At 66.6% G+C, this 15,204-nt stretch carries 13 protein-coding genes; 3 read left to right on the top strand and 10 right to left on the bottom strand.

What is annotated here, in order from left to right; genetic code table 11:
• Positions 1 to 13 precede the first annotated feature (13 nt).
• On the bottom strand, positions 14 to 1,195 hold the full coding sequence (locus tag LK542_RS17275) for a multidrug effflux MFS transporter (RefSeq protein ID WP_227812843.1): 1,182 nt from the start codon (positions 1,193 to 1,195) through the stop codon (positions 14 to 16).
• 106 nt (positions 1,196 to 1,301) lie between these two features.
• Positions 1,302 to 1,967, bottom strand: coding sequence for a signal peptidase I (gene lepB / locus LK542_RS17270; RefSeq protein WP_227812842.1), 666 nt, complete (start codon positions 1,965 to 1,967; stop codon positions 1,302 to 1,304).
• Between the two features lie 143 nt (positions 1,968 to 2,110).
• Between lepB and ppk1 the strand changes: the two genes are divergently transcribed.
• Positions 2,111 to 4,261, top strand: a complete 2,151-nt coding sequence (gene ppk1, locus LK542_RS17265; protein ID WP_227812841.1) for a polyphosphate kinase 1 — start codon at positions 2,111 to 2,113, stop codon at positions 4,259 to 4,261.
• Positions 4,233 to 4,709, top strand: coding sequence for a histidine phosphatase family protein (locus LK542_RS17260; RefSeq protein ID WP_227802557.1), 477 nt, complete (start codon positions 4,233 to 4,235; stop codon positions 4,707 to 4,709). The genes ppk1 and LK542_RS17260 overlap by 29 nt, the downstream gene beginning before the upstream one ends.
• A gap of 149 nt (positions 4,710 to 4,858) precedes the next feature.
• Here the strand turns inward: LK542_RS17260 and LK542_RS17255 are convergent, their stop codons facing one another.
• The 3 genes from LK542_RS17255 to LK542_RS17245 all read right to left on the bottom strand — a co-directional run bounded on the left by LK542_RS17255 (position 4,859) and on the right by LK542_RS17245 (position 7,750).
• Positions 4,859 to 6,325 (bottom strand): Ppx/GppA phosphatase family protein, encoded by a 1,467-nt coding sequence (locus LK542_RS17255; RefSeq protein ID WP_227812840.1) that lies wholly within the window; start codon positions 6,323 to 6,325, stop codon positions 4,859 to 4,861.
• Between the two features lie 76 nt (positions 6,326 to 6,401).
• On the bottom strand, positions 6,402 to 6,590 hold the full coding sequence (locus tag LK542_RS17250) for a hypothetical protein (protein WP_227812839.1): 189 nt from the start codon (positions 6,588 to 6,590) through the stop codon (positions 6,402 to 6,404).
• Positions 6,587 to 7,750, bottom strand: a complete 1,164-nt coding sequence (locus LK542_RS17245) for a PepSY domain-containing protein (protein ID WP_227812838.1) — start codon at positions 7,748 to 7,750, stop codon at positions 6,587 to 6,589. Before LK542_RS17245 ends, LK542_RS17250 begins: the two co-directional genes overlap by 4 nt.
• 109 nt (positions 7,751 to 7,859) lie before the next feature.
• On the opposite strand from LK542_RS17245, the gene LK542_RS17240 reads away from it, so the two are divergent.
• Positions 7,860 to 10,001, top strand: a complete 2,142-nt coding sequence (locus LK542_RS17240) for a TonB-dependent siderophore receptor (RefSeq protein ID WP_227812837.1) — start codon at positions 7,860 to 7,862, stop codon at positions 9,999 to 10,001.
• A 54-nt stretch (positions 10,002 to 10,055) separates the two neighbouring features.
• Here the strand turns inward: LK542_RS17240 and LK542_RS17235 are convergent, their stop codons facing one another.
• From LK542_RS17235 to LK542_RS17215, 5 genes are all read right to left on the bottom strand, one after another.
• The gene (locus LK542_RS17235; protein ID WP_227812836.1) at positions 10,056 to 10,655 is read right to left on the bottom strand and encodes a hypothetical protein; all 600 of its coding nucleotides are present in this window, start codon (positions 10,653 to 10,655) and stop codon (positions 10,056 to 10,058) included.
• Between the two features lie 145 nt (positions 10,656 to 10,800).
• On the bottom strand, positions 10,801 to 11,622 hold the full coding sequence (locus LK542_RS17230; protein ID WP_227802563.1) for an SDR family oxidoreductase: 822 nt from the start codon (positions 11,620 to 11,622) through the stop codon (positions 10,801 to 10,803).
• Positions 11,619 to 12,554: an SPFH domain-containing protein gene (locus LK542_RS17225; protein ID WP_227812835.1), complete on the bottom strand. Its 936-nt coding sequence runs from the start codon at positions 12,552 to 12,554 to the stop codon at positions 11,619 to 11,621. The genes LK542_RS17230 and LK542_RS17225 overlap by 4 nt, the downstream gene beginning before the upstream one ends.
• Before the next feature lie 40 nt (positions 12,555 to 12,594).
• Complete coding sequence (locus tag LK542_RS17220) at positions 12,595 to 13,017, bottom strand: NfeD family protein (RefSeq protein WP_227812834.1); 423 nt, start codon at positions 13,015 to 13,017, stop codon at positions 12,595 to 12,597.
• A gap of 199 nt (positions 13,018 to 13,216) precedes the next feature.
• Positions 13,217 to 15,127: a carboxy terminal-processing peptidase gene (locus LK542_RS17215; RefSeq protein WP_227812833.1), complete on the bottom strand. Its 1,911-nt coding sequence runs from the start codon at positions 15,125 to 15,127 to the stop codon at positions 13,217 to 13,219.
• Positions 15,128 to 15,204 lie beyond the last annotated feature (77 nt).

The raw sequence follows: 15,204 nt of genomic DNA, 5'->3' as shown, positions 1-15,204 counted from the left end.
CCCTGCGCGGCCATCAGACGGCCGGTTTCGCGAAGCGCAGGCTGAGGCGCCACATCAGGAAGCTCAGCACGCAGCCCAGGGCCGCGCCGCAGGCCAGCTTGAAGGCGCTGCCGAACAGCAGCGGCGCCACCAGGCCCGACACCAGGGCGAAGGACATCATCTGGATGAAACCGACCATCGACGCGGCCAGGCCGCGGTTGTGCGGGAACAGGCCCATCGCCGACAGCTGGATGCCCGGCATTGCCACTGCCAGACCGAAAGTGAACACCGCCAGCGGCAGCACCGCCCAGGGCACGCTGGCCGCGAACAGGGCGTTGTAGCCGACGTTCAGGATCGAGGCCACGGCCATCACGCCGTAGCCGACCCACAGCAGGCGGCCGGGCGGCGCCTTGGCGGCGCGCTTGCCGCCCCAGGCCGAACCGACCACCATGCCGCCGATCAGCGGGATGAACATCCAGGCAAAGGCCGTCTCCGGCAGGCCCAGGATCTCCATCACGAAGTTGGCAGCGGAGCCGATATACAGCGACAGGCCGCCGAACACCAGGCCGAGCGCCAGCGACAGCATCACGAACTGCGGATTGCGCAGCACCATCAGGTAGTTGCGCGAGATCGTCACCGGGTGGAAGACCTGGCGCTTCTCGCGCGGCAGGCTTTCCGGCAGCAGGCGCAGCACCAGCAGGATCATGGCGGCGCCGAACAGGGCCAGGAACACGAAGGTCGCGCGCCAGCCGAAGGTCACGTGCAGCCAGCCGCCCAGCACCGGCGCGATCGCGGGCGCCAGGCCGAACACCATCATGATGTGCGACATCATCTTCTGCGCCTGGGCGCCGGAGAAGCGGTCCTGCACGATGGCCTGGCCGATCACCGAGCCGGCGCCGGCCGAGATGCCCTGCAGCGCGCGAAAGGCCAGCAGCCAGCCGAAGGTCGGCGCCAGCGCCGCGCCGATCGAAGCCAGCGTGTACAGCACCAGCGCCCCCAGGATCACCGGACGGCGCCCGAAGGAATCGGACAGGGTCCCGTAGAACAGCATCATCAGCGCGAAGCAGAACAGGAACACGCTGAGCGTCTGCTGCACCGCCACCGGCCCCACCCCGAACTCGTTGCCGATCGCCGGCATCGACGGCAAATAGGTATCGATCGCGAGGGCCCCGATCATGCCGAGGCAGGCGAGGATGGTGGTGAGGAGTCGTTGCATGGCAGTGCCTTCTGAAAATGACCGGCACTGCGACAGGCAGGCGTCCGGGGGACGCAATTGTACTGAATTTCACAGAAACAATTTTGGCAAGGTCCAATCTGCGCTGTCAGCGCAGCGACATGCCGAAGCGTTCGGTGCGCGGCATCCAGTTGCCGAGGTAGTCGGCCGAGACCAGGATGCGCTCGGCGCGTCCGATCAGGAGGTGGCGCGGCACGAAGCCGATGTAGCGCGAGTCGCGGCTCATGTCGCGGTTGTCGCCCAACATCAAATAGGAGTCCTGGGGCACGAGCACCGGGCCGAAGTCGCGCGGCACCACCAGCTGCGGCAGCACCTGGATGCGGTGCTGGTGGCCGTCGACGGATTCGGCGATGCGCCGCGCCTGCAGCGTGGTGCCGGCCGCCAGTTCCTGCGCCGCTTCCTGCAGCAGGTAGTCCGACTCGACGCCGTTGATCACCAGGCGTTCGTTGCGCATCTCGACGCGGTCGCCCGGCAGTGCGATCAGGCGCTTGATCAGGCGGGTGCCGTCCTCGGGCGAGGTGAAGGTGACGACGTCGCCGCGGCGCGGTTCGCCGGTGCGGGCCAGCACCACGTCAGTCAGTGGTACTTTGACGTTGTAGGCAAGGCGGTTGACGAACACGACGTCGCCTTCCAGCAGGTTGGGCCGCATCGAGCTGGACGGAATCGGGTTCCAGTCCGCCACCGCAGTGCGGAACACGCCGAACAGCAGCAGGAAAGCCAGGAAACCCTTGTTGTCGCGCAGGAACGCTTTCATCGAACAACCCTCCTCTTGTTATGATGAGAACGTTATACGCAGGCTGGCTTTAATGATGCTTAAACGTTAAGGCTGCGCCTGCATGTCACCGGGTTGTCATATTCAACAACTACACTTCCTGCGCCGACACTACGACGCAGATCATGGATATGAAACACAAGGCCATCGATACCGAGGCCAGGACCATTCCCGAAGGCGGCGCCTTCCTGAACCGCGAGCTGTCGCTGCTCGAGTTCAACCGTCGCGTGCTGGCCCAGGCCGAGGACCCGTCCATTCCGCTGCTCGAGCGGCTGCGCTTCCTGACCATCGTGTCCGGCAACCTCGACGAATTCTTCGAGGTGCGCGTCGCCAGCCTGCTGGCCCAGCACCAGATGGAAGCGGGCCACAGCGGCGTCCCGCACGCGGTGCACCACACGTTGGAACGCGCCAGCGCGGAGTGCCGCCACCTGATCGACCGCCAGTACAAGCTGTTCAACCAGCAGATCGTGCCGCAGCTAGCGGAGAACGGCATCCACATGCTGCGCCGCAGTGAACGCAACGCCGCCCAGCGCGCCTGGGTCAAGGCCTTCTTCGACAAGGAAGTGCGTCCGCTGCTCACTCCGATCGGGCTTGACCCGGCCCACCCCTTCCCGCGGGTGGTCAACAAGAGCCTGAACTTCATCGTCGAACTGGCGGGCAAGGACGCCTTCGGGCGCGGCACCGGCATCGCCATCATGAAGGCGCCGCGGGTACTGCCGCGCGTGATCCGGCTGCCGAGCGAACTGTCGGACAAGAAGGGCGAGTCCTACTGCCTGCTGTCCTCGGTGATCCAGGCCCACATGGCCGACCTGTTCACCGGCCGCGAAGTGGTCTCGTATTCGCAGTTCCGCGTCACCCGCAACAGCGACCTGTGGGTCGACGAGGACGAGGTCAAGAACCTGCGCCAGGCCCTGCAGAGCGAGCTCCATGCGCGCAACTACGGGTTCGCCGTGCGCCTGGAGGTCGGGCGTGCCTGCCCGCCGCACTTGTCCAACTTCCTGCTCGAGCAGTTCGACATCGACCGCTCGCGCCTGTTCGCGGTGGACGGACCGGTGAACCTGGGCCGGATGCTGGAGATCGCCAACACCAAGGACAAGTCGGAACTGAAGTTCCCGCCCTTCACGCCGGGATTCCCGCCCAAGCTGACCGGACCCGATATCTTCTCGGCCCTGCGGCGCCAGGACGTGCTGCTGCACCACCCCTTCGAATCCTTCCAGCCGGTCATCGACTTCATCCAGCAGGCCGCCGCCGACCCCTGCGTGGCCGCGATCAAGCAGACCATCTACCGCGCCGGCATGAACTCGGACCTGATGGAAGCCCTGATCGCCGCAGCCCGCCGGGGCAAGGAAGTCACTGTGATCGTCGAGCTGATGGCGCGCTTCGACGAAGAAGCCAACATCAACTGGGCCGAGCGCCTGGAACAGGCCGGGGCTCAGGTGGTGTACGGCGTGGTGGGCCTGAAGACCCACGCCAAACTGGCCCTGGTGCTGCGCCGCGAAGAGAACGGCCTGCGCCGCTACGCCCACCTCGGCACCGGCAACTACAACTCGACCACCGCCAAGTTCTATACCGACTTCGGCCTGCTCACCTGCGACGACGAGATCACGGCCGACGTCAACGAAGTCTTCATCCACCTGACCAGCCTGACCCGCCCGAAGGCGATCAACAGCCTGTGGCTGGCGCCGTTCTCGCTGCAGAAGGAAGTGGTGCGGGCGATCCGCGACGAAGCGACGATCGCCAAGGCGGGCCGCCCCGGGCGGATCATCGCCAAGATGAATTCGCTCACCGACGATTCCGTCATCAAGGCCCTGTACGAGGCTTCGCAGGCGGGCGTGCGCATCGACCTGATCGTTCGCGGCGCCTGCTCGCTGCGCCCCGGCGTGAAGGGCCTGTCCGAGAATATCAAGGTGCGCTCGATCGTCGGTCGCTTCCTGGAGCATTCGCGCATCTTCTACTTCCGCAACGACCTGAAGCACGACATTTACCTGTCGAGCGCGGACTGGATGAACCGCAACCTGTTCCGGCGCGTGGAGGTGGCCTTCCCGGTGCGATCCCCTGCCCTCAAGCGCCGGGTGCTGCGCGAAGGCCTGCATCCCTACCTGAAAGACAACGTCAACGCCTGGGAACTGGGCAGCGACGGGCACTACCGACGCAAGAAGACCCGCAGCGGCCAGAAGGGCAGCTGCGCCCAGCAACAGCTGATGGAGATGCTCGGCGCCGACAAGCATCCGAACAAGGAGATCGAGCATGGACCTGATCCTGTGGCGGCACGCTGAGGCTGAACCGCACGTGGAAGAAGGCGACGTCGCGGGCGACCTGCGGCGCGCGCTCACGCCCAAGGGCAAGCGCCACGCCGCGCGCGTCGGCGCCTGGCTGCACCGCCAGCTGCCGGACGACGTGCGGGTGCTGTGCAGCCCGGCGAAACGCTGCGTGCAGACGGTGGAAGCACTGGGGCGCAACTACAAGCTGCTGGACGCTTTGGCCCCGGATTCGAACGCGGAGGCGATACTCGACGCCGCGAGCTGGCCGGAACACCGCCAGCCGGCGCTGATCGTCGGCCACCAGCCGCTGCTGGGCCATGTCGCCTCGCTGGTGCTATGCGGCGGCAAGCAGGACTGGCGCATCCGCAAGGCGGGCGTGTTCTGGATCACCCGCAAGGGCAGCGACGGCCTGCCCTATGTAAAACTGGTGGTGGGGCCGGACTTCATCGGCCAGCTGCGCTGACCGGACACCCGTGGGGTGGGCGGCTCCACCTGCTCACCGGATCTGTCGCGAACGAAGCGCCGCCCACGCGGTCAGCTGCTTGTCCGCGTGGGCGGCTCGCAAGCTGCCAGTAGGTCAAGGTGCAGGGTGGAGCCGCCCACCCTACGAAATCAAGCGATACGCACGTGGAACGGGATCCCGACCTCGTTCCACGCCCCCTCCTCTTTCGCCAGCCAGGGCCCGAGCGTCGGGTGCCTGTCCAGCAGCTCTGCCGGCAGCTCGAGCTCGATGCGCAGCGTATCGAAGCGGCTCTTCATGCGCGCCTTGACGCCGCCGATGTCATTGTCGGCGCGTGCATGCATGAACACCACCGCCATGCGCAGCGCCAGCACCGCGCGCGCGACATCGGTGTCGTCCAGGGCCTCGCGGATCTTGCGCAGGTTGCCCTTCTGGCCCAGCACCAGGGTGCTCATCAGGCGCTGTTCGCGGGTGGTGAAGCCCGGCAGGTCGGCGTGTTCGACGATATAGGCGCCGTGCTTGTGGGCGCCCGTCATCGATATCGACAGGCCGGCTTCGTGCAGCATCGCGCTCCAGCACAGGTAATGGTGGCGCGCATCCAGCGGCTCGAGTTTTTCGTACAGGGTCGAGGCGATGTGCGAGGTGCGCAGCGCGCGCTGGCTGTCCACCCCGAAGCGGCGCATGCAGGCGCGGATCGCGGCGTCGCGCCGGTCGCGCCGGTTGGCGCGTAGTTCGAGGTCGGACAGCACGCCCAGGCGCAGGCCGGCGTTGATGGCGGTGAGCTGCTGCACGCCCAGTTCCTGCATCACCCCGATCAGCACCGTCAGGCCGCCGACCATCACCGGCACCCGTTCCTTCTTGATGCCGGGCATGTTGAAGGCGTCGACGTGACCCAGTTCGAGCAGGATGTCGCGCAGTGCATGCAGGCTGGCCTGCGACATGCTGCCATCACCGATGCTGTTCTTCGACAGGACTTCGGCGATGGCGCGCATCGTGCCCGAAGAGCCATAGGCGGCGTCCCAGCCCTGGGCCTTGTACAGGTCGGCCGCGTCCTCGAAGCGGGCGCGCGCCTCGGTGACGGCGGCGTCAAAACGCTGGGGCGTGATGCGCCCGTCGGCAAAGAAGGCGGCGGTCTGCGGATGGGTGCCGATGCCGAAGGATTCGACCAGGTTGATCTCGGGGCCGATGGCGGCGATGACTTCGGTGGAGCCGCCGCCGATGTCGATGACCAGGCGGCGCTCCTCCAGGCGGTCGATGGCGCGCGCCACGCCCATGTAGATCAGGCGCCCTTCTTCCTCGCCGGAGATGACTTCGACCGGATAGCCGATCGCCCGCTCGAGCTGCGGCAGCAGCTGCTCGGCATTGCGCGCCACGCGCAGGGTGTTGGTGGCGACCACCCGCACCGCGTCCAGCGTGTATTCGTCGAGGATGGCGCGAAAGCCTTCCAGCGAGCGCACCGCGCTCTTCATGGCAGCCTCGGTGAGCATATTGTCCTGGTCCAGCCCCGCCGCCAGGCGAATCGGGTCGCGCGCGGTGCGCACGATATGCATGCGGCCACCCGCCGGTTCGCCGATGTGCAGGCGGAAGCTGTTGGACCCGAGGTCCACTGCTGCAAACATACGCTCTCTCGCTGGTTGCGCAGGCGGCCCGCCAACCGGGCTGCCGCGTTGGCGAAAGTATACCGTGTCACGCCGTCTAGCGTGCGTCCTTCGGAGGCGTGCGGCGCAGCGCGTACCAGGCGCCCACCGCCACCGGCGCGCCCAGTGTGACGGCCGAGACCAGGTCCCAGGCGCCGTCACCCAGCAGCGCCGCCACCAGGCCGACCAGGGTCAGGACGGCCAGCAGCACGGGGACGACCCAGATCTGCGTGCGGGTGCGGATCATGGCGACTCCGTCGAACGCGCCAGCGCCGGCGACTCGTGCACGGCGGGCGCAGTGTGAACGGCCGCTTTGGCCTTGCGGCTCCGCTTGAGCCACAAGTAGAGGCCCGAGCCGAGGATGATGATGGTGCCGATGTCGAGCAGCGCCCACAGCAGCTTCATGGCCTGGCCGCCGTAGTCGCCGAAGTGCAGCGGCTGCGACAGCAGCAGCGCCGTCAGGTACCAGGGCAGCTCGCGGCGGTCGGTGATCGCGCCGGTGCCGGCGTCGATCAGGACCGGCTTGTACAGGCGCGAGCTGAAGGCTTCCTCGCCGCGCATGTAGACCCCGTAGTGGTGCGGGCTGGCAAAGGGCGTGCCGGGGAAGGCCACAAAGGCCACTTTCATGCCCGGCTCGGCCTGTTCGGCGCGTACGATGGCTTCGTGGATCGAGGCCATCTTCGTCACCTTCGGCTGGCCCTCGTAGGGCTTGAGCATCGCTGCGATCTCGGTGTTCTGCCAGTACTTGAGCAGCAGGTCGGCCCAGGTGTTGACCATGCCGGTCGCGCCCACCACGAAGACCCAGACCAGGGTCACGATGCCGAGCAGGTTGTGCAGGTCGAGCCACTTGATGACGCGGCTGCGTTCGTGGCGCACGGCGCCGAAATCGAGCTTGCGCATGAAGGGTGCGTACAGCACCACCCCGCTGACCACGGCGACGATCAGCAACAGCCCCATCAAACCCAGGAACAGCTTGCCGTACAGGCCCGCGAACAGGTCCACGTGCAGGCGGAACATGGTGGACATGAAGGCGCCGCCTTCGAAGGCCGGTTCGGTGATCACCTTGGTCGTCCGCGCGTCGACGGCGATCGGCTTGTAGTGCTCGTCCGTGGGGTGGTCGCCCAGGGTGACGTTCCAGATCGCGGGTTCGTCGATTTCCTGCGACATGTACATCGCGATCTTGGTGGGATACAGCTCCTTGGCCGAGGCCAACACCGCATCGATGTTGCCGCGCGGGGTATCGGCGGGCATCGCCGGGGCTTCGACGTCGGTGCCCAGCAGGTGGCCGATCTCGTGGTGGTAGATCAGCGGCAGGCCGGTCAGGCACAGCAGTAGCATGAAGACGGTGCAGACCAGGCTGCTCCATTTGTGGATCCAGCTCCAGCGGCGTAAAGAGACGGGGGACATGGGCGTGGGAAAGCGACAGTTCGGCAAATAATAATCGTTCTCATTTACAGAAGCAAGCCAAAACGGTTAGAATGACAATCATTCTCATTAAGAAAAACACCGTTCACCGATGAAACTGCTTCGCCTGACTCCGATCGCCCTCGCCGCCGCTGCCTTCGCCGCCCATGCCCAGGAGAGCGCCCCCGCCGAACCCGTTGCCACCGTCGTGGTGAGCGCCTCCGCCGACGCCTCGGCCCAAGGCCTGCCCTCCGCCTACGCCGGCGGCCAGGTCGCGCGCGGCGGGCGTCTCGGCCTGCTGGGCAACGTGGACATCATGGACACGCCCTTCAACTCCATGAACTACACCCAGGCCCTGATCCAGGACCAGCAGGCGCGCAGCGTGGCCGACGTGGTGCAGAACGACCCGTCCGTGCGCTCGGCGCGCGGCTTCGGCAACTACCAGGAGCTGTACATGATCCGCGGCTTCCCGGTCTATTCGGACGACATGGCCTACAACGGCCTGTATGGCCTGCTGCCGCGCCAGTACATCGCATCCGAACTGCTCGAACGCGTCGAGGTGCTGCGCGGCGCCAACAGCTTCATCACCGGCGCGCCGCCCAGCAGCGGCGGGATCGGCGGCGCCATCAACCTGCTGCCCAAGCGCGCCACCAACCGTCCGCTGACGCAGGTGACGGCGGGCGTGGAGACCGGCGGCCAGGCCTACCTGGCGACGGACCTGTCGCGCCGCTTCGGCGTCGATGAACGCCTGGGCGTGCGCGTCAACGCGGTGCGCCGTGACGGCGATACGGCGGTCGACCGCGAAAGCCGCGAGCTGAGCATGTACGCGATCGGCATGGACTACCGCGGCAAGGGCTACCGTCTGTCGGCCGATGTCGGCCACCAGGACCACCAGCTGCGCGGCGCCCGCCCGAGCGTGACCGTGAGCGAGCCGCTGCCGATCATCGCCGCGCCCGACAGCGACAGCAACTATGCCCAGCCCTGGACCTTCTCGGGCGAACGCGACACCTTCGGCACCCTGCGTGCCGAAGCCGACCTGCCGGGCGGCGCGACCGCATGGGCCGCGATCGGCCTGCGCAAGGGTGTGGAATCCAACATCATCTCCTCGCCGACCGTCATCGCACTGAACGGCAATACCACCATGACGCGCTTCGACAATGTGCGCGAGGACGACGTGCGCACCGGCGAAGTCGGCGTGCGCACTGAGCTCAAGACTGGCGCCGTGTCGCACAAGCTGAGCGCCACCGCTGCGACTTTCCACGCCGAGTCGAAGAACGCCTACGCGATGAGCGACTTCGCGGGCTTCCCGTCCAACCTGTATCGCCCAGTCGACGTGGCCGCGCCGTCGAACGCCTTCTTCACCGGCGGGAGGATGGACAATCCGCTGCTGACCCAGAAGACCATCGCATCGAGCCTGGCGATCGCCGATACCATGGGCTTCCTCGACGATCGCTTCCTGGTAACGGTCGGCGCGCGCTACCAGAAGCTCAAGGACTACGGTTACGACTACGGGACCGGCGCGCCCAACGCCGCCTACGAGGAAGGCGAACTGACGCCGGCGGCGGGCATCGTGTACAAGCCGGCCAAGGGCGTGTCGCTGTATGCCAACTACGCCGAAGCCCTGCAGAAGGGCCCGGTGGCAAACGGCGTCAACATCGTCAACCAGGGCGAGATCTTCCCGCCCTACGTCTCGCGCCAGAAGGAGGCAGGCGTGAAGTACGACGGCGGAAAGCTGGGCATGAGCGCAGCGGTCTTCACAACGACGCAGCCCAGCGGCAGGGTGGTCGACAGGCGCTTCGGCATCTACGGCGGGAAGCGCAACCGTGGCGTCGAGCTGAACGTGTTCGGGATGCCGATGCAGGGCTTGCGCCTGCTGGGCGGCCTGACCCTCCTGGACGCGGAAGAGCTGGCCACTGGCCAGGACGTCATCGGCGTGCCGAAGACCCTGCTCAACATGGGTGCCGACTGGGACGTGCCGGGCGTGCAAGGGCTGTCGCTGAACGCTCGGGCGCTGTACACCTCGAAGGTCTACGCCAACGAGGCCAACACCCAGCGCCTGCCCTCGTGGACCCGGTTTGATGTCGGCGCGAACTACACCCTGCGCGTCATGGACCGCGACGTGACGCTGCGCGCCCGCATCGAGAACCTCACCGACAAGAGCTATTGGGCGTCGGCCGGCGGTTATCCGGGGTACGGCTATCTGGTGCAGGGCAACCCGCGCAGCGTGGCAGTGTCGGCAACGGTCGACTTCTGACCCGCCGCGCCTGCGCCCGCTTTACAGCCGCACACTTGCCCCTCCGAAGGAGCACTACCAGGCCATTCTCACATTGACTAGCAGGTCTGCGGTGTCGAGCGAGTCACCAGCGCTGGTGACTCGCGCCGCACTTATCGTGACGAAGGTATCTTTCGGGCCATCGTAGCGTTCGACGACGTTATACCCGAGTACTTCCGAGGTAATTTGTTCGCCGGGACCCAGCGCTGCAAACCGTATCGGGGGCTGCCCCCAGATATCAGCGGGCATGTGCGTATCGTCGAGGCCGAACTTGCCAGGGTGTAGAAGCCAGGTGTGATCCAGCGAGACGTCGATCAGCGTGTCCGGGGAGCCGTTGTAGACGGTGATCGCATATCGACAATCAGCGCCAGGAACGGGGCGAATACTGACATTGACCAAGGATTTGGGGCGCTGCTCGATTTCACGCGCCCGTTCCATTGTCCGTTCTGCCAGCGCCCTTATCCGCCCTCCCGGGTCTGCCTGTTCCGCAGCACGCTCAGCCATTCTTCCGACGATGTGGCCACCAAGGCCGAGCGCTACACCAGCCAGGGCGAACGGCATGACGTAGGGCCGGCCACCATCGATAAAATAAAGCGCTGCCAGCACGACGAGAATCGTGCAGTTCAGCCCCGTCATAGCTAGCCGCAGCCTGGCCAGGAATCGCGCTCGCTGGAAAGCCTGATGCATTGTCATAAAGTGCCGTACATATCGGTTTGTTGTGAACGCGGCAGTATCGCGCAAGCTGTCCATATCCGCAATCGCGGAGCGTTGCCAGGTGCGGTCAGTGCGGGCGCACGTCCTGTTTGAGTGCAGCCAGCGCCATCTTCTCGACCAGCCCAGGGGCGATCAGCTTGATGAATCGCCCCAGCTTGCCCTTGGCCGTCATCACCACCTCGCGCTTGCGTGCGTCCATCCCGTCGATGATCAGGCGCGCGCATTCCTCCACGCTCATGGCGCCCTCTTCCTTCAGCGCGCTCGAACCCAGCTCGCCGCCCTGCGCGTTGAAGCCGCGGTAGCGGATACGGGTCGCCACCACGCCCGGGTAGGCAGTGGTGACGCTCACGCCATAGCCCTTCATCTCCGCGCGCAAGGCTTCGAAGAAGCCGGTCATCGCGAACTTGGTGGCGCTGTAGGCGGTGCGTCCCGGCACCCCGACCAGTCCCGCCAGCGAGGACACGGCAACGATCCGGCCCTGCGCGGCCTTGAGCGCCGGCAGCGCCGCCTGGGTGCACCAGACCGCGCCCCACAGGTTCACGCGCATCAGCTCCTCGTACCACGACAGGTCTTCGACTTCTTCGAACAGCGCGTGTGCCGAGCGGCCCGCGTTGTTGACCAGCACGTCGATGCGTCCGAATTGCTCGACCGCGCTGACGATCAGGCGGCGGCACTGGATCTGCACGCCGACGTCGGTTGGCACCGTGAGCGTTTGCGCGCCGTGCGCCGCGCACTCGCCGGCCACGGCATCGAGCTGCTCGGCATTGCGCGCAGCCAGCACCAGGGCGATATTGGCGCCCTCCTTTGCCGCCAGCTGGCGCGCGATCTCGGCGCCGATGCCGTCCGAGGCGCCGGTGATGACGATGGTACGAAACTGCGCCCGCATCATCGCAGGATGTCCGGCTGTTGCGACTTCACGATCTGCAGCGCGCTGGCGATCACGCTGCCCATGTCGCCCATATTCGCTGGCACGATCAGCGAGTTGTTGGTCTTGGCCAGCTTGCCGAAGGCGTCCACGTAGTGCTCGGCCACGCGCAGGTTCACCGCATCCATGCCGCCCGGCTCGCGGATCGCGGCGCCCACCTGGCGCAGCGCAGCGGCGCTGGCGTCGGCCAGCGCGACGATGGCGCTGGCTTCGCCCTGGGCGCGGTTGATCGCGGCCTGGCGTTCGCCTTCAGAGCGGGCGATCGCGGCTTCGCGCTCGCCGCTGGCGATGTTGATCTGCTCCTGGCGGCGGCCTTCCGAAGCGGCGATCAGGGCGCGCTTTTCGCGCTCGGCGGTGATCTGGCGCTGCATCGCGTGCAGGATTTCGGCCGGCGGCGTCAGGTCCTTGATCTCGTAGCGCAGCACCTTCACGCCCCAGTTGGCGGCCGATTCGTCGATCGCGTTGACGATGGTGGTGTTGATGTGATCGCGCTCTTCAAACGTCTTGTCGAGCTCCATCTTGCCGATCACCGAGCGCAGCGTCGTCTGCGCCAGCTGGGTGATCGCCTGGATGTAGTTCGACGAGCCATACGAGGCGCGCATGGCGTCGGTGACCTGGAAGTACAGGATGCCGTCCACCTGCAGCTGGGTGTTGTCCTTGGTGATGCAGACCTGGGGCGGCACGTCGAGCGGGATCTCCTTCAGGCTGTGCTTGTAGGCGATGCGGTCGATGAAGGGCACCACGATGTTCAGGCCCGGCGCCAGCACCGCATGGAACTTGCCGAGGCGTTCGACCACCACCGCATGCTGTTGCGGCACCACGTTGATGGTCTTGAAGATGAACACCAGCGCAATGATGAAGAAGACCAGCGCAACCGTACCAAACGAGAATTCCATGAGCATCCCTTATAAATGATGTGCCAACTATTAGTTGATCTTATGAATTAGAAACAATGAGCCGGTTGCCGAGCACTTCGACGATGCGGTAGTCGCCCGCCTCGGGAATTGCGCCCGGCCCCAGCTCGACATCCCACAGCGCGCCCCGGTACAACACGCGCGCCTGGCCGTTCTGCCATGCCGGCACGACCACACGCTGGCCGATGTCGAGGTTGACGTTGCGGTCGCGCGTCGGCTCGGAACGGGCGGGACGGCCGAAGCGGCTGCGGTGCAGGACCGCGGTGGCCCCCAGGCCGACCACGGCGGCGACCAGGGTCTGGGCCGGGCCGCTCGCGCCGAGGATGGCGGCAAGGGCGCCGGCGCCGAGGCCGATCGCGATCATCAGGAGGTAAAAGGTGCCGGTGAACAGTTCGGCGATCACGAGGACACCGGCAACTACCAGCCAGTTCATCCAGTCGGTCATGGGCAGGTCTCCTTCGGGTGGGTCAAAAAAGTAAAAAACCCCCGCGGCCTGCAACAGGCGGCGAGGGTTCAACCATGTCGATGCGCTTGATTATTGTGTGCTTTCCGGCAAAGAGTTATCAATGTCAGTGTAGCAGGTCTGGAGGGGAATGGAAGCGTGGCGCCCGCCGTTTATCGCAGACGCATAGCGAGAGGCCTCGTCAAGGCTTGCCCTGTCTTGGCAGCGCAAGCGCATCGGCCAGGACCTGCAGGGCTTCGGCCTGCTGGACCGCCCGCGCATCGATGACTGGCTGCGCGTCGCGCATGCTGCGCCGCTCCGCTTCGTTCAGTGAGACTTCGCGCTGCCCGCGCTCATCCAGCGCGCGGCTCGCCAGCAGCGCCTGGCAACGTGCGTCCTTCGCACACCGTTGCTGGTGCTGAGCGCGCAATGCCGGCAGCAGCGCAGCCAGCGTGCCATCCTTGCGATAAGCAAGCGGCATCAAGGGAGGGCTGTCGAATGCCTTGCCCGGCGCCTGTGCGGGGCCGGCGTCGGCCAGGCCGGGCAGCAGGATATCGGGCTTGACGCCCTGCCCTTCGAAACTGCTGCCATCGAGACGGAACACCTGAGACACGGTCATTTTCAGCTCGCCCGGAATATCCTTCGACAGCCGCGACAGGTCGACCAGCGTCTGGACCGTGCTCCTGCCGTACGTCCGGTCACCCAGCACGATGGCGCGCCCGAGGTCCTGCAAGGCAGCCGTGACGATTTCGGCGCCGGCCGCGCTGCCCCTGTCGACCAGGACCGCGAGCGGTCCGTCCCACGCTGCTGCGCCCTCCGGCGCCTTCTCGACGCTGATCTCGCCCTTGCCCGAGCGCTGCTGCGTGACGGGCGCACCCGGCGCGAACAGCCCGACCAGGCGCAGCGTCTCGTCGAGCGCGCCGCCGCCGTTGCCGCGGAAGTCCAGCATGAGGGCATCGACCCGGTCGCGCCTGAGTGCCCCCAACTGGACCGCCAGGTCGCGGCTCATGCTGGAAAAATCCGTGAGCCCACGGCGCTTTGCCGCGGTGTCCTGGTAAAACTCCGGGACCTTCACGACGCCGATCCGGTAGCTTGCCGCGCCACGCTTGACGACCTCGATCCGGGATTCGGCCAGCCTGGTAGGCCCCGGCTCCCTGTCCCGCACCAGGCCGATCCGCGTGCGCGGGGCATCGGGCGAGGCGCCCGCAGGCAGCACATCCAGGATCATCTCGACCCCGACCACCTCGTCCGCCAGGGCGGCGACTTCGTCCGCAGGCCAGCCGACCACGTCGACCATCGGCTCGGCGGCATTGCGCGCAAGGCCGAGGATGCGGTCGCCCGGCTTCAGGCGGCCCGAGCGCGCCGCCGCGCCATCCGGCGCCATTGCGTGCACGCGGATCAGGCCCGCCTTCGACCCGATGTCGACGCCGATTCCGGACAGGCGGTGGGTAGCCCCGTGGTAGCCGCCCTCCTCGGCCAGGTAGGCCGAGTCCGGGTCGAGGTAACGGGTGTAGGCGCTCATGAAGCGCTCGAACACGGCCATGGGTTGCATGCGCTCGGCGTGCCTGAGCTGGGCATGGTAGCGCTGCCGCAGCCTGAGCCTGACGTCCTCCTCGGCCAGTCCCGCCAGGCGCAGGCTGAGGTAATCGTCCATGACACGCAGGCGCCAGAGCCGGTCCAGTTCCTGCCCGTCGCGCGGCCGCGCCGCCCCTGTGCGCAGGCGCTGGTAGCGCTCCTTGCCGCTGAAATCCATCGGCTGGTCGAGCAGCGCCACGGCGGCCACCATCCGGTCCGCCAGGCGCGCGCGATAGCGGTCGTGGATGGTGAACGCGATTGCCACATCGGGCGCCTTGCGGGCCATTCCCAGGCCGGCGCGCAGGGAGTCGTAGGCCTCGACGTCGGCCTGGGTGAACACCAGGCGGTCCGGGTCGAGCGCATCCAGATAGGCATCCAGCACGGGAACCCCGGCAGGCGCCGACTGCCCCTCCGGCTTGTAGCGGTAACGTTCGAGTACCCGCGAGGTCCAGAGCGCGGCTTCCGCCTGCGCCGCCGTCGGCTTCATGAGCACGTCGGCGGCCATGAGCTGGGTGCTCAGGGCCAATCCGAGTGCCATCCACGCGTGCCTGAACCCCATGTACCGCTCCTGTCGAGAAATGCGAGCGAGTCTAGCATGGGCAAGCCGCCCCAATG

The organism is Massilia sp. IC2-477 (genome assembly GCF_020707265.1).
Classification (GTDB): domain Bacteria; phylum Pseudomonadota; class Gammaproteobacteria; order Burkholderiales; family Burkholderiaceae_D; genus Telluria.
Note: the sequence above shows the minus strand (reverse complement) of the source record. Positions and strands in the feature narration are given on the sequence as shown.

Coding starts and splice junctions, on each gene's coding strand:
- LK542_RS17260 (WP_227802557.1), top strand. CDS start 4,233: ATGGACCTGATCCTGTGGCGGCACGCTGAGGCTGAACCGCACGTGGAA.
- LK542_RS17250 (WP_227812839.1), bottom strand. CDS start 6,590: ATGATCCGCACCCGCACGCAGATCTGGGTCGTCCCCGTGCTGCTGGCC.
- ppk1 (WP_227812841.1), top strand. CDS start 2,111: ATGGATATGAAACACAAGGCCATCGATACCGAGGCCAGGACCATTCCC.
- LK542_RS17240 (WP_227812837.1), top strand. CDS start 7,860: ATGAAACTGCTTCGCCTGACTCCGATCGCCCTCGCCGCCGCTGCCTTC.
- LK542_RS17235 (WP_227812836.1), bottom strand. CDS start 10,655: ATGACGGGGCTGAACTGCACGATTCTCGTCGTGCTGGCAGCGCTTTAT.
- LK542_RS17230 (WP_227802563.1), bottom strand. CDS start 11,622: ATGATGCGGGCGCAGTTTCGTACCATCGTCATCACCGGCGCCTCGGAC.
- LK542_RS17215 (WP_227812833.1), bottom strand. CDS start 15,127: ATGGCACTCGGATTGGCCCTGAGCACCCAGCTCATGGCCGCCGACGTG.
- LK542_RS17225 (WP_227812835.1), bottom strand. CDS start 12,554: ATGGAATTCTCGTTTGGTACGGTTGCGCTGGTCTTCTTCATCATTGCG.
- lepB (WP_227812842.1), bottom strand. CDS start 1,967: ATGAAAGCGTTCCTGCGCGACAACAAGGGTTTCCTGGCTTTCCTGCTG.
- LK542_RS17275 (WP_227812843.1), bottom strand. CDS start 1,195: ATGCAACGACTCCTCACCACCATCCTCGCCTGCCTCGGCATGATCGGG.
- LK542_RS17255 (WP_227812840.1), bottom strand. CDS start 6,325: ATGTTTGCAGCAGTGGACCTCGGGTCCAACAGCTTCCGCCTGCACATC.
- LK542_RS17220 (WP_227812834.1), bottom strand. CDS start 13,017: ATGACCGACTGGATGAACTGGCTGGTAGTTGCCGGTGTCCTCGTGATC.
- LK542_RS17245 (WP_227812838.1), bottom strand. CDS start 7,750: ATGTCCCCCGTCTCTTTACGCCGCTGGAGCTGGATCCACAAATGGAGC.